This is a genomic window from Amycolatopsis sp. DSM 110486, assembly GCF_019468465.1.
GTDB lineage: Bacteria > Actinomycetota > Actinomycetes > Mycobacteriales > Pseudonocardiaceae > Amycolatopsis.
On record NZ_CP080519.1, the window covers coordinates 7,622,992 to 7,636,084 of the forward strand.

General features: G+C 71.2%; 16 protein-coding genes and 1 pseudogene. 8 read left to right on the forward strand and 9 right to left on the reverse strand.

From position 1 onward, the window contains the following. Positions 1-35 precede the first annotated feature (35 nt). Positions 36-1,370, reverse strand: coding sequence for a diacylglycerol kinase family protein (locus tag K1T34_RS36950; protein ID WP_220239357.1), 1,335 nt, complete (start codon positions 1,368-1,370; stop codon positions 36-38). Between the two features lie 112 nt (positions 1,371-1,482). Between K1T34_RS36950 and K1T34_RS36955 the strand changes: the two genes are divergently transcribed. Together K1T34_RS36955 and K1T34_RS54775 are read left to right on the forward strand one after the other, a co-directional pair. After that, entirely contained in the window at positions 1,483-2,898 is a 1,416-nt protein-coding gene (locus tag K1T34_RS36955; protein ID WP_220239358.1) for a DUF2252 domain-containing protein, read from the forward strand. Between the two features lie 245 nt (positions 2,899-3,143). Then, positions 3,144-3,359, forward strand: a pseudogene (locus tag K1T34_RS54775) (potassium channel family protein); the annotation flags it as partial. 27 nt (positions 3,360-3,386) lie between these two features. Here the strand turns inward: K1T34_RS54775 and K1T34_RS36960 are convergent. The 4 genes from K1T34_RS36960 to K1T34_RS36975 form a co-directional block, all read right to left on the reverse strand. Continuing rightward, on the reverse strand, positions 3,387-4,826 hold the full coding sequence (locus K1T34_RS36960) for an MFS transporter (RefSeq protein ID WP_220239359.1): 1,440 nt from the start codon (positions 4,824-4,826) through the stop codon (positions 3,387-3,389). A gap of 154 nt (positions 4,827-4,980) precedes the next feature. Next, positions 4,981-5,160, reverse strand: a complete 180-nt coding sequence (locus K1T34_RS36965) for a hypothetical protein (RefSeq protein ID WP_220239360.1) — start codon at positions 5,158-5,160, stop codon at positions 4,981-4,983. 10 nt (positions 5,161-5,170) lie between these two features. Further along, positions 5,171-5,413 (reverse strand): PadR family transcriptional regulator, encoded by a 243-nt coding sequence (locus tag K1T34_RS36970; protein ID WP_220239361.1) that lies wholly within the window; start codon positions 5,411-5,413, stop codon positions 5,171-5,173. A gap of 569 nt (positions 5,414-5,982) precedes the next feature. Further along, on the reverse strand, positions 5,983-6,270 hold the full coding sequence (locus K1T34_RS36975) for a hypothetical protein (protein WP_220239362.1): 288 nt from the start codon (positions 6,268-6,270) through the stop codon (positions 5,983-5,985). A gap of 131 nt (positions 6,271-6,401) precedes the next feature. Here K1T34_RS36975 and K1T34_RS36980 point away from each other — a divergent pair, with 131 nt between their 5' ends. The 4 genes from K1T34_RS36980 to K1T34_RS53735 are packed head-to-tail and all read left to right on the forward strand — an operon-like array spanning position 6,402 to position 8,140. Then, positions 6,402-6,893 (forward strand): NUDIX hydrolase, encoded by a 492-nt coding sequence (locus K1T34_RS36980; RefSeq protein ID WP_220239363.1) that lies wholly within the window; start codon positions 6,402-6,404, stop codon positions 6,891-6,893. 28 nt (positions 6,894-6,921) lie between these two features. Next, positions 6,922-7,611, forward strand: coding sequence for a helix-turn-helix domain-containing protein (locus K1T34_RS53725; protein WP_255637814.1), 690 nt, complete (start codon positions 6,922-6,924; stop codon positions 7,609-7,611). Next, positions 7,608-7,823 carry a hypothetical protein gene (locus K1T34_RS53730; protein ID WP_255637815.1) on the forward strand — a complete coding sequence of 72 codons (216 nt, stop codon included), beginning with the start codon at positions 7,608-7,610 and terminating at the stop codon, positions 7,821-7,823. The genes K1T34_RS53725 and K1T34_RS53730 overlap by 4 nt, the downstream gene beginning before the upstream one ends. A 38-nt stretch (positions 7,824-7,861) precedes the next feature. Further along, the gene (locus K1T34_RS53735) at positions 7,862-8,140 is read left to right on the forward strand and encodes a hypothetical protein (RefSeq protein ID WP_255637816.1); all 279 of its coding nucleotides are present in this window, start codon (positions 7,862-7,864) and stop codon (positions 8,138-8,140) included. 70 nt (positions 8,141-8,210) lie between these two features. Here K1T34_RS53735 and K1T34_RS36990 read toward each other — a convergent pair whose 3' ends face one another. Next, the gene (locus tag K1T34_RS36990; RefSeq protein ID WP_220239364.1) at positions 8,211-9,176 is read right to left on the reverse strand and encodes a zinc-binding alcohol dehydrogenase family protein; all 966 of its coding nucleotides are present in this window, start codon (positions 9,174-9,176) and stop codon (positions 8,211-8,213) included. Positions 9,177-9,222: 46 nt separating this feature from the next. On the opposite strand from K1T34_RS36990, the gene K1T34_RS36995 reads away from it, so the two are divergent. Then, positions 9,223-9,645: a MarR family winged helix-turn-helix transcriptional regulator gene (locus K1T34_RS36995; RefSeq protein WP_220239365.1), complete on the forward strand. Its 423-nt coding sequence runs from the start codon at positions 9,223-9,225 to the stop codon at positions 9,643-9,645. Between the two features lie 3 nt (positions 9,646-9,648). Here K1T34_RS36995 and K1T34_RS37000 read toward each other — a convergent pair whose 3' ends face one another. Then, entirely contained in the window at positions 9,649-10,254 is a 606-nt protein-coding gene (locus K1T34_RS37000) for a TetR/AcrR family transcriptional regulator (RefSeq protein WP_220239366.1), read from the reverse strand. A 14-nt stretch (positions 10,255-10,268) separates the two neighbouring features. Continuing rightward, positions 10,269-11,042 carry a class I SAM-dependent methyltransferase gene (locus K1T34_RS37005; RefSeq protein ID WP_220239367.1) on the reverse strand — a complete coding sequence of 258 codons (774 nt, stop codon included), beginning with the start codon at positions 11,040-11,042 and terminating at the stop codon, positions 10,269-10,271. 196 nt (positions 11,043-11,238) lie between these two features. Between K1T34_RS37005 and K1T34_RS37010 the strand changes: the two genes are divergently transcribed. Next, positions 11,239-11,706, forward strand: a complete 468-nt coding sequence (locus K1T34_RS37010) for a YkgB family protein (protein ID WP_220239368.1) — start codon at positions 11,239-11,241, stop codon at positions 11,704-11,706. Here K1T34_RS37010 and K1T34_RS37015 read toward each other — a convergent pair. Then, a complete protein-coding gene (locus tag K1T34_RS37015; RefSeq protein WP_220239369.1) occupies positions 11,703-12,821 on the reverse strand; it encodes a glycosyltransferase in 1,119 nt (372 codons plus the stop codon). The two genes, K1T34_RS37010 and K1T34_RS37015, sit on opposite strands and share 4 nt — an antisense overlap. Positions 12,822-13,093: the final 272 nt, after the last annotated feature.

Below are 13,093 nucleotides of genomic sequence, written 5' to 3' on the forward strand. Positions count from 1 at the left end.
TCGCCCGGTGCGGATGAAAGCGTTCTTTCCGGACGTCAGCGGGCCGGCCGTCCGGCGAGCACGCGGAACACCACGCGCAGCGCCTCGCCCATGCCCTTGGGCGAGGCCGCCGCGGGGGCGACGCCGGGCGCGTCCAGCGGCACGCGCACGCGCAGCGCGCCGGGCAGCGTGCGGAACCGCAGCGGTGGTTCCAGCTGAAGGGCTTCGCCGTCGACGCCGATGTCCACAAGGGACTGTCCCGAGCTCACCACGAACTCCTCGGCCTGCCACTCCCGGTAGCCGGGGTAGCGGGCGAGCTGGCCGGTGAGCTCCGCGGTGACCAGCGCCGGCAGGTCGCGCGCCCGGTCGACGCTCACGGTGACGATGCCGAGGGAGCCGCTGTCGAGCCGTTCGCGCGAGCCGAAGCCGCTGAGGCGGTCGAGGCGGTAGGCGCCGTTGGACACGAGCACGATGTCGGCCGGCGGGCGATCGTCCTCGCCGGGCACGCGGTACTGGAGGTCGAAGTGCTCGGAGTCGGGGCCCAGCAGCTGCGGCAGCTGCCCGGCCACCGTCGACACCTTGGCGTCGCGGTAGCCCGGCGACTGGACCACCGTGGCGTAGACGCCGAGCGAAGCGTTGTTCACGAACACCCGGTCGCCGATCAGCGCGAGGTCGATGCGGTGCTCGGCCGCTTCGCCGTACGCGTCGAGGGCGGCGGTCACGTTCTCGCGGTCGAGCCCGAGGTCGAGGGCGAAGTGGTTGCGCGTGCCGGCGGGCACGCACACATACGGCAGCCCGTGGCGGCGCGCGACGTCGGCGACCAGCGCCTGGGAGCCGTCGCCGCCGGCCATCCCGAGCACGTCCGCGTGGTTGGCGGCCTCTTCGGCGAGCTCCCGCAGGTCGTCGCCGCGGCGCAGCACGACGGGGGTGATGCCACGTTTGCGCGCCTCGCGTTCGAGGTCGAACTGCGCCACCTTCCCGCCGCCGGAGCGGGGGTTCATCAGCAGCACGCCGTGGCGCGCGGGGCCGACGCGGTCGGCCCGGACGCGCCGGGCCAGGTCGTGGCCGATCGCCACCCGGGCGGCCAGCGCCGCGAGCACCATCAGCCCGAGGACCAGCGGCAGCACCACAAACGTGCGCAGGTCCGGCAGCAGGACGATCGCGGCGAGCGCGAGGACCGCCACGACGGCGAGCACGATCCGCGCGAGCCCATGGCGGACCAGCGCGGCCCAGGCCGCGATCGTGGCAATCACCAGCAGCACCACGGCGAGCACCAGCTGCACCGGGCTGCTGACCGCGGCGATGACCGCCACGACGATCGCGGCGGCCAGCGCGAGAAGGGCGCCCAGAGCGCACGCGCGCCGGGCGAGCGACGGAGCAGGGCCGGTCATGCGCCGACCCTGCGTGGGCGGGCGGCCCCGTGTCGTCACCCCGTCCGGATGATGCCTCGTCTCACCCCGTGCGGGGGAGGAAAGGCGCTCGCCGGCGGGTGAAGCTGCCTCGATGGTGCTCACCTCACGACGTTCGACGGTCGAATCCCGGGAAGACCGGATCGCCCGGGGCAAGGCGGCCCGTGCGGCCGCTCCGCGGTCGAGCCACGCAGGGTTCACGCGCGCACGCGGCCGCCCCGATCCGCTGGAACTGCTCGCCCGCCAGGACGAAACGCGGGTCAAGGAACTGCTGCCGATCCGCTACGGGCGCATGGCGGTGTCGCCGTTCACCTACTTCCGCGGCGCCGCGCTGCCGATGGCGAGTGACCTGTCAGGGACGCCGGTGAGCGGGCTTCGGGTGCAGGCGTGCGGCGACGCGCACCTGATCAACTTCGGCGTGTTCGCCTCGCCGGAACGCAAGCTCGTGTTCGACATCAACGACTTCGACGAGACCCTGCCCGGCCCGTGGGAGTGGGACGTGAAGCGCCTCGCGGCGAGCCTCGAGATCGCGAGCCGGCACAACGGGTTCTCCGCCCGCCAGTGCCGCGGCGTGGTGGCCGCGACGGTCGCGCAGTACCGCGAGGCGATGCGGGGATTCGGCGAGCGCACCGCGCTCGACGTCTGGTACGCCCACGCCGATGTCGATCAGGTGAAGGCCCTGTATGCCGACCGCTTGGGCGGGCACCGGCGCCGGATGATCGAGAAGGGCATGGCCTCGGCTCAGGCGCACGACAACCTCGGCGCCCTGCGCCGTTTCACGTCCGTCGCCGACGGCACGGTGCACATCAAGCCCGACCCGCCGATCGTGCTGCCCATCGAGGAGCTCGGGCACACCAAGACGGCCGTCGAGGAGGTGCGCATGCAGCTGGGCTCGATCCTGGAGGCCTACCGTGCCACGCTGGAACCCGAGCGGCGTGTGCTGCTGGACCGCTACCGGATCGTGGACATGGCGCACAAAGTCGTGGGCGTCGGCAGCGTCGGCACGCGGTGCTGGATGGTCCTGCTGCTCGGCAACGACGACCGCGACCCCTTGTTCCTGCAGGCGAAGGAAGCCGGCCCGTCGGTGCTGGAGGAGTTCGCCGGGCCCAGCGACTACGACAACGCGGGGCGCCGCGTGGTCGTGGGCCAGCGGCTGATGCAGACGGTGAGCGACATCTTCCTCGGCTGGGTCCACGTGACCGGCGTCGACGGCCGCCCGCGCGACTTCTACCTGCGCCAGCTGCGCGACTGGAAGGGCTCGGCCGACGTCGAGACGATGGACCCGCGCGACCTGCGCACCTACGGCATGCTGTGCGCCTGGACGCTCGCGCGCGCCCACGCCCGCACCGGCGACAGCGTCGCGATCGGCGCCTACGTCGGTTCCGGTGACTCGTTCGACCAGGCGATCGCCGAGTTCACGCGCGACTACGCCGACCAGAACGAGAAGGACCACGCGGCGTTGGCCAAGGCCATCAAGACGGGTGCGGTCAAGGCCGAGTCCGGGCGGTGAAGGCGCGGCAGCTGCTCGGCCCGGGTGTGCTGCGCCCTGTGCTGACGGTGGCGACGCTCATCGCCGTGTACTACCTGCTCCCGTTGGACCGGCAGCTCGACGTGTGGACGATCGTGGGGCTCGTCGTCGGGGTCACGCTGGTCGCGGTCCTGGTGGTGGTCGAGGCGCGCGCGATCCTGCGCTCCACGCGCCCGGCGTTGCAGGGGATCCAGGCGCTGGCGCTGGTGGTGCCGCTGTTCCTGCTGGTGTTCGCCAACGTCTACTACGTGCTGGACTACAACGTGCCCCAGAGCTTCGACGTGCCGCTGAACCGCACCGACTCGCTGTACTTCGTGGTCACGGTGTTCGCGACGGTCGGGTTCGGTGACATCGTGCCCGTGACGCAGGCCGCGCGCCTGCTGGTCACGGCGCAGATGATCGCGAACCTGCTGGTGGTCGGCGTCGCGTTGCGAGTGATCCTGACGGCCGTGCAGCACAGCCGTTCGCGGTTACCGCTTGGCGTGCTTCGGGATCAGCAGCGCCGTGACCACCCCGACGAGGGCGAGGCACACGAGCATGATCAGGGCGATGCCGAACGGCCCGTTGCCCGGGACGGCCGCGCCGGCGAGCACGGAGCCGACCAGCGCGGTGCCCAGTGACGAGCCGAGGTTCGACACGCTGCGCGACACACCCGAGATGTCGCCCTGCGCCTCTTCCGGCGAGCTGGACTGCACGAGGTTGACCGACGCCGTCAGCATCACGCCGATCCCGATGCCCATCAGCAACAGCCCGGGCGCGAACGTCCAGACGCTCGAGTCTTCCCGGACGAGCACCAGCATCAGCACGAGGCCCAGCGTGGTGGAGCTGAAGCCGGCCCGGATCAGCCTGCGCAACGAGTGGCGCCGCGACATCCGTCCCGCGAGGGCCGACGCGGCGAGGATGCCGATGGTGGCGGGCACGAGCACCAGCCCCGTCTCGATCGCGTTGAAGCCGCGGATCTGCTGCAGGAACACCGACGTCACGAAGAACGCGCCCTGCATGACCAGCCACTGCAGCACCTGGGTGACGAGCCCGAGGTTCGACGCCTTGCTGCGGAAGATCTTCAGCGAGAACAGCGGGGCGCGCCCCGCGTGCTCCACTCGCCGCAGATGCAGGAAGAAGATCGCCAGCAGCACGACCCCGATCGCGACGTAGATCCACACCGGCGACATGCCGCCCTGGGGGATCACCACCGTGCCACCGATCGTGAAGTCCTCACGCGACTTGAGCCACCCGTAGGTGGAGCTCTGCAGCACGCCGAAGACCACGAAGAACAGCCCGGCCGCCGACAGCACCGCGCCCCACACGTCGAAGTGCGGCGGGCGCTCGGCCAGCGGCGGGTCGACGATGCGCAAGGCGAGGACGATGATCAGCACGATCACGGCCACCTGGAAGAGGAACGACGCCCGCCAGCCGAGGTAGCTCGTGATCAGACCGCCCAGCAGCGGCCCCGCCGCCGCCCCGAGCCCCGCCGCCCCGCTCACGATCCCGAAGTTGCGGGCGCGGGCGCTCACGTCTTCGAACACCACCGTGACGAGGATGTAGATCGGCGGGATCAGCAGCGCCGACCCGATGCCCTCCAGCAGCGAGTACCCCACGATCAGCAGCCCGATGCCCTGCGCGAACGACGAGAGCAGCGCGCCCGAGCCGTAGATCACGAGGCCCGCGATGAAGCAGACCTTGCGGCCGAGGAAGTCCGTGAGCTTGCTGCCGGGGATCATCAGCGCGGCCATCGTGAGCGTGAACAGCGTGATCGCCGTCTGGATGCTGATGACCGACGTGCCGAGGTCGTCGGCGATCGTGCTGATCGCCACGTTCATGTTCGTCGCCGCGTAGCTCGCGATGAACTGCCCGAGCGCGAGTGGCAGTACGACGGCGGAAGCGGAGACGCTCTTCGATCCCGTGGCCATCGGGGCCCCTCTCCTCGATGCCCCACCTTGCGAACCCGCGGCGTCGACGGCATCACCTGCTGCGGATGACCCGCCGGAGCCCCGTCGCTGTCCACTTCGGACGCGATGGAGACCGAGCTCGTGAAAGGTCGGCGCACGGGCCCGCGCCGAGGGCTCAGGGTGTGAAGACGATCCGCTCGCGGGGGTCGGACGGCGTCGTCCAGGTGCTCTTGACGTCGGTGAGCGGGACGGCTTTCGCGGCGGTGGTGAAGGTGCCGGCGGCGAGTTCGTCGAGCAGCGACGGCAGTTCGGCGACGATGCCGGCGGCGGTCAGCGAACCCTGACCGCTGCCCATGATCCGCTGACTAGGCGTCCGAGAGTTCTTCCCGGCCGCGTTCGGTGAGCAGGTAGCAGTGCGGACGAAGCGGATCGGACTTGGGCCATTCGTCGGTGATCCAGCCACGCTGCCGCATCTGCTGCAGCAGGGGATACAGGCGCGCGTTGTGTACGCCGACCGCGGCGCGCAGATCCGCAGCCGAGAAGCGTGCGCCGTGACCGCCGCCGAGGAACGCCGACGCCAGCTTGTCCATTTCCCGGGCTGTCCGCATGACCAAATGGTAACCGGAGCATGCGCACGCCGTCAGTCTTCGCCGTCCTGCGCCGGCGGGTCCGGACGCCACCGGAACCGGCTGGACCGGTAGCCGCCACCCGGGCGTGTGGGCCCGGTCGGCTGCCGAGGCGGCCCACTTTCCAACGGCCCGAACACCCAGTTGCCCTCCCGTCCTCCGGCAAGGCAGCTGCGGGTGTCGCGCGGCCGATTCGGTGGCTCGGTCACCGCTTCGGCCTGTCGTCCGGCGGCGGTGGCTGGATCGGTCGGGGCTGTGGGGCGGAGTTGTTCTCCGTCGGTCGGGTCGTTCGGTGGTTCTTGCCCGATACCGGCAGGGTCGGTCCGGTGCCGGCGGTATTTCGTTCCTTTGCCATCTGCTGTCCTCTTTCGGTGTTGTCGAAAAATGGGCAGGTGGAACCCGGCCGCCGCGCGGGGTCGGGGCACAGCGCGGCGGCCGGAGATCGGGTGGTTCAGGTGGACCGCTCGGCGATCACTTGTCGTCTTCGATCACGGTGCCGGTGTCGGGATCGGTCAGGACCTCGGTGCCGTCGTCTTGGATCCAGACGCCCATCAGCGCGGCCGCGGGAGCGCTCGTGGCCGGCGGTGCAGACCTGGATGGTTCGCCGGTATGGACCAGCCGAGGGCGCGGCGGTAGGCCACATCGCAGTACGGGCACTGGGTCGGCACACCATGTGCCGTGCGTTGCTTGAGCGGCTCGAACTCGGCGGCCGCCGACTCGCCGCACAGCATCGTGATGCCGTCGCCCGGGGCCGGAATGGCCGTTAGCGTGGTGCGGTGCCACACGCCGTCTATCACGGGGTGGATCGCCGTCGGGTCGATGTAGATCAACGCCGTCATGCAGTAAGTATTTCCGAGAGTAATTGTTTGGAACACAGCCAGTAACAATCATTTCGGGGCGAGGAGTCGCGCGAACTAGGCGCGAATGGCATAGATCAGGTCCTGCGGCGCGGCGCCTGTACCCTCCGGGCGTGGACCTCCTCCCGTTCGACGAATACGTGCGCTCGCTCAACCGGAAGCGGATGTCCGCGGGAACCCTGATCCGCGACGCCGCCGACCGCGTTCTCCTCGTCGAGCCGTCGTACAAGGAGCACTGGGACATCCCAGGCGGCGCCTGCGAGGAAGGCGAACCGCCCTGGCGAACTGCGCGCCGCGAACGCGCCGAGGAAGTCGGTATCGACCGGCCCCTCGGCCCGCTGTTGGTCATCGACTACATCTCGGCCAACGACCGGATGCCCGAGGGCATGGCGTTCATATTCGACGGTGGGATCATCACCGAGGACGAGGCTGCTCAGCTCAAGCTGACCGATCCGGAGATCCTCTCGGTGGAGCTGCTGCCCATCGACGAGGCCGCCGACCGGGTGAAACCGGTGCTCGCACGGCGGATTCGGGCAGCGCTCGAATCCGCGCGGGCCGGAGGAAGCTTCGTGTTCTGCGAGAATGGCTTGCCGATCACGGACTAGGGGCGGTCGGTTCCCGGGGGAGGGCACCATGGCTGGCGCACCAATCGCCGACAACCTCGCACGGCTGCGCGTCGCGCGGGACCTCTCGCAGGAGCAGCTCGCCGAAGCGGCCGGTGTCGGTTCCGACACCGTTGCACGCATCGAGCAAGGCAAGCGGACCCAGAGCCGCCCGGCCACCTTGCGGAAGCTCGCCGGCGCGCTCGGCGTGAGCGTGGACGCGTTGCTCGGCCAGGCGCCCGCGCCCCACTCGCTCGACGTTGACGTGGTTCCGCTGCGACGCGCCATCAACCACGACGCGCAGATCCCCGGCCTCGACGACCTCGCCGACACCCGTGACCTGCTTACCCTGCCGGAGCTGACGGATACCGCACACCAGGCCTGGCGCGCCTACGTCGACGGCCGTCACACCGAGCTGCTCCACGCGCTCCCGCTCGTGCTCGCCGACGCGCGCCGAGTCGTCCGCGACGCGCGCGACGACGAACGCGCCGGCGGCTACCGCGTGCTGTCCACCGCCTACCGGCTCGGAGCCGGCATCGCCGGCCGGATCGGGCTCGACGACCTCGCCTACACCGCGGCCGCGCGCGCGGTCCAGGTTGCCGGCGAATCCGAGCCCCGGATGTGGAACGAGCGATCTCGCTCCGCTACCTCGCCTGGACTCTGGTTCGCCAGGGACTGTCCGAAGACGCCGAGCGCGTCGCGACCGAGGCTGCCGCGGTGATCGAACCCCGCATGCTCGACCGTGACCCCACTCGCGCCGGCGTGTTCGGCAACCTCCTCTTCAACGCCGCGACCGCAGCGCTCAACAACGGCAGCAGGGGCCGCGCCGACGACCTCCTCGCAGCGGCGCACGCGGCCGCCGTCCGATCGCGCGGGGACACCGCGACTGAAGCTGCGATCTTCGGCCCCGTGTCGCCGCGCTGCAACGCGTAGATTTCACTGTCCGCGCTGGCGACCCGGAACGTGCCCTCGTGCTCGCGGGCACAGTGCCGGAGGTGGACGGCAGCGACGTGCCCGCGTTCTGGGAGGCCGGACACCGGCTGTTCCTTGCCGCTGCGGCGGCTGTGCTCCGACGAGACCAAGCGGCTCTCGGCTGGCTCGGCGAGGCGCGCGACCTCGCGCCCGACTGGGTCCGCTACCAGCCACTCGGCAAGCGCACCATGCTTCAGCTCGTCCAGCGGGCGACGCGTCGACGCGGGCCGAAGTTCGCCAGCCTCGCCAAGCACTACGGCGCCGTCGCGGACAACTAGGGTTCGCGGTCAGCAGCGGAAAGCCCCGGCCACAGCATGGGGGACCGGCGCACGGGCCCGCGCCGAGGGCTCAGGGTGTGAAGACGATCCGCTCGCGGGGGTCGGACGGCGTCGTCCAGGTGCTCTTGACGTCGGTGAGCGGGACGGCTTTCGCGGCGGTGGTGAAGGTGCCGGCGGCGAGTTCGTCGAGCAGCGACGGCAGTTCGGCGACGATGCCGGCGGCGGTCAGCGAACCCTGACCGCTGCCCATGATCCGCAGGTTCGCCGCGCGCAGCAGGGCCGAGGGCAGCGTGACGTCGGCGCCGGCGGGGGAGCCGATCTGCACCCAGGCCAGTGGTTTGCTGCGCTCGGCGCGGTGGGTGACGAGCGCCCGCATCGCCAGCTCGGCCGGGGCGCCCCAGGTGTAGTCGAGCACGACGTCGACGTCCGCGGCGAGCTTGTCCGCGTCCGCGGTTGAAACGACGTGGGTCGCACCGAGCGTGGTGAGCAGCTCCAGCCGCCGCGGATCCCGCCCGACCGCGATGACCTCGCCGGCCCCGAGGTGCCGCGCGACCTCCACCGCCAGCCGCCCGGCGTTGCCCGTCGCGCCGAGCACCAGCACGCTCTGCCCCGGCTCGAACTCGACCCGCCGCCGCAACGCCACCCACGACGACATCGCCGGGTTCATCGCGGCCGCGACCACCACGGCGTCGGCTCCGGCGGGCAGCTCCACCGCGCGCCGTGGATCGACCACCGCGCGCTCGGCCATCGTCCCGGGCACGTCGTCGCCGGCGACGAAGTACACGCGCCGCCCGTCGGGCAGCCGGCCGACCCCGTCGACACCCGGGACCATCGGCAGGCGCCCGTCACTGGTGTAGTGCGTGCCGCCCGCGCCGGACCGCACGCGCGGGTGCAGGCCGGCCGCGGGCACCTCCGTGAGCAGGTGCCCGCCGGCGGCTTCGGGCGTCTCGAACTCTTCGTAGCGGGGCGGCCGTTCGAACGACCGCGCGACAGCTGCGTACGCGGCGGTTCTCCTTCGGTTTAGTACGTGGCACAAACCAAATTAGTTTGTGTCACGTACTACGTCAAGTACGCTGTCGCCCATGGAGCAACCACCGGACCTGGGCATCGTCGACGGCCTGGCGCAGCTGTCCTTCCTGGTCCAGGGCGAGCTCGCCCACGTCGCCGCCGAGCACGGCCAGTCGCTCGTGCAGCTGCGCCTGCTGGGCATCCTGCGCGACCGCACGCCGGGCATGCAGGAGCTCGCGCGGCACCTCGAGCTCGACAAGTCGAGCACCACGGGCCTCGTCACCCGCGCCGAACGCCGCGGTCTGGTCCAGCGCACCCCGGCCCCGCATGACGGCCGCGGCGTGCTCGTGTCGCTCACCCCCGAGGGGCACGCACTGGCGCGCGAGGGTGAGGCGGAGGTGGGGCGCCGGCTGGTGGCGCTGACCGCCGGACTTACCGAGGTGCAACGTTCCCGATTGGCTCAGCTGGCCAGTTTCGTGGTCGCCGCGGCGGAGTGATGCTCAGGCGCCGATGCCCTCGAGCACCGTCGCCACCACGTCGTCGACCGACGGTGCCGCGGTCGGGCCCGCGTGGGGGACCAGCGCGGAGAACACCGTCTCGTGGCACGCGCCGACGAGCAGGGCCGCGGCGGCGTCGAGGTGGGCGGCGGGGGAGAGCCGGCCCAGGTCGCGTTCCGCGTGGAGGTAGGTCAGGAGGCGGTCGCGCCATTCGGTGCCCGTGGGGGTGAGGGACGCGAAGCGCGAGAGCACCGCCTGGTGGGCGAGCAGGCCGGCGAATGTGGGCAGGATGGCGCGGTGCAGGGCGAGCCCGTAGGTGAGGTGCGCGCGGAGATTGGCCTCGACCGTGCCTTCTCCGGGAGTCGGCAGGTCGCCCAGCTCGCGTTCGGCGTCGCGGACGTGGGCGCGCAGCGCGTGCGCCAGGAGTTCTTCCTTGTCGGCGAAGTGGTTGTACAACACGCCGTCCGCGACGCCGGCGCGGCGGGCGATCGCGCGGACCGTCAGCTTCGCCGCGCCTTCCTCGGCCATGAGCGCGCCGGCCGTCGCGATGAGGTGCTCGCGCAGGCTGCGGTCCCCGTAGCGCAGGGCGGCTGCTGTTCTCGGTGACATCGCCGCCATCGTATTCACCGGCTGGCGGTGACGAGCCACGCCGCGCCCTGCAGCCGCACGGCGCCGGGTTCGGCGAACGGTCGCAATGCCTCCGCCAGGGCGGTTTCGGCGTCCCGCGCGTGGTGCCGGACCGGGCCCCAGCCGGCGATGAACTCCGCCGCGTCGGCCACGTCGCGGCCCCAGACCTGATCGGCCTCGACCCGCGTGCACGTGACGTCGCGGAACCCCGCCTCCGCCAGTACCGAGCGCGTGTGCGCGGGATCGGCGAGCGACGTCGGCCCGCTGCCCGAAGGCAGTGGGGCCAGTGCGCCGAACACGGTCCCGAGGTCGGTTCCTGCCAGCTCGGTCAGGCACACGAACGCGAGCCGCCCACCCGGCCGAAGCGCGTGGCGCACCCCGGCGAACGCCGCCACCGGATCCGCGTAGAACATCACCCCGAACCGGCTCAACGCGACGTCGAACGACCCCTCGGCGAACGGATGAACCTGCACGTCACCCTGCTCGAACACCACGTTCGCCGCACTCCGGGCCCGTGCCGTCGCCAGCATCGGCCCGGACAGGTCGACGCCCAGCACCCGGCCGGACCCGGACCGCTCCGCCGCGAGCCGCGTCAGCTGCCCCGTGCCGCACCCGAGGTCGACCACGTCGTCGCCCGGACCGACCGCGGCCAGCAGAAACGGGTTGAACCCGCTGTTCACCGCGTCGTAGCGATCGGCGTGCTCCGCCCAGTGCCCACCCTCGTAGCCGTTCCACGCCTCCGCCTGCGCCGTGTTGACGATCCCGGTCATGAGCTCCTCCTCGAGTGTAGTGAACACATGTTCATGAACAGGTGTTCATAATGACTCGCAGCGCCGGAGACTGTCAACCGATCCGATGTGGACGGTCATGATCACGTCAGCGATTCGTAAGGCTCCGCCACCTCGGCCTCCGAGCTGATCTTGGTTACCGTCGGCCGGACATCCGATCACGACGAAGGGGGAGCCCGTGGCTTCTCGGGTCACACTGGGACGACGCGTCGAGGCCGTGGGCGGGCTCGTCGTGCGCCACGGGCTCGTGCTGGTCGTCGCGTGGATCGCGGTGCTCAAGCTGACGGCTTCGGAAGCCACGCGCATCCAGCAGTACGTCTCGCACAGCCCGTTCCTGAGCTGGACGAACCACGTCCTGGACCCGCAAGCCCTCGCGATCGTCCTCGGCGCGGTCGAGTTCGGCGCCGCCGTTCTCATCGCCGCCGGCCCGTGGGCGCCCCGGGTGTCCGCTGTGGGCAGTGCGCTCGGGGTCCTGATTTTCCTGACCACGCTCAGCTTTTTCCTCACGACCCCCGGCGTCGGCGACGCGGCGGCGGGCGGCTTCCCCGCGTTGTCGCCGGTCGGCCAGTTCCTGCTCAAGGACGTGGTGCTGCTCGGCGCGTCGATCTGGACCCTGGGCCGCTCGCTGAACCGCGAAGAGTCCTAAGTGGACGAGTAGTTCCGCCCCTTCCACCCGGCACCACGGCCGGCGAAGTGCCGGCGCGCCGAATCGAGCGTCATCAACGTGTACAGCAACGCCGTCACCGGCAGCAGCGCGCCGAGCACCGGCCACTGCCGGTAGTAGCGCGCGATCGGCACGAACGTCGCCGCCATCAGCACCCACGCCGCCAGCGCCGGCCAAGACGGGCCGGCGAACGTCAGTACCGGGGGAGCGAGGAACACCAGAGCCAGGCCGACCACGGTGCCCGCCAGCACGAGCGGTGAGTGCCGCAACTGCGTGTACGCCGTGCGCGCCACCATCTGCCACAGATCGGAAAGCCGCGGGTACGGCCGGACACTGTGGACGTTCGTCGCGAACCCCAGCCACGTCCGTCCACCCGTCGCGGACACCGCGCGGGCCAGGGCGACGTCGTCGATCACGGCGCCGCGGACGGCCGCGAGGCCACCGGCGCGTTCGAGGGCGCCGCGGCGCACAAGCACGCAGCCGCCGGCGGCCGCGGCCACCCGCGAGCGCGGGTTGTTCACGCGCCGGAACGGGTAGAGCATCGCGAAGAAGTACACGAACGCCGGCACGATCAGCCGTTCCCACGGCGTTTCGGTGCGCAGCACGGCCATCTGCGACACGAGGTCGTGCTCACCGCACGCCGCCACGAGGGTTTCGAGCGAACCCGGTCCGTGCTCGATGTCCGCGTCGGTCAGCAGCACGAACTCCGCCGTGCCCGCCTCGGCGATGCCACGCGCGGCCGCCCACAGCTTGCCCGTCCAGCCCGCCGGCAACGGATCCGGCGTCACCACGGTCAGCGGCAGCGCGTCGGGCGCGCCCCCGAGCCGCCGGGCGAGGCCGCCGGTGCCGTCGCTGCTGTCGTCGTCGACGAGGATCACGCGTGCCTCGCCCGGATACCGTTGCGCGAGCAGGGCGGGCAACGTCGTCGGGAGCACGGCCGCCTCGTCGCGCGCGGGTACCACCACGATCGCCACCGACGGCCACTCGCCCGGCCGCGCCGACGGCGGCAACCGCTGGTCCGTTCGCCAGAACCAGCCGTGGCCGAAGGCGAGTCCCAGCCACACTACGAGCGTGAGCCACCCGAGCACCGTCAGCACTTCGCGGATCCTAGCGCTGCGATCAGGTCCTGGCTCGACGACAGCATCGGTCCAGACCCATCGGACGACTGACCTTTCTCGTGGTGGAAACTCAGCCCCGAGTGAACGGCGTCAACCAGGCACGAACACAGATTCCCCGGGAAGACAGGGAACGGACAGCCCTGTGCGCCTCCCCCGAGTAGGTCTAGACATCCGATGGATCACGCACCTAGTGTGCTGGGCGATCCACCAGCTCGTCGCCGGCCGCCACCGGGGCACGCGGCCGCGCGGAC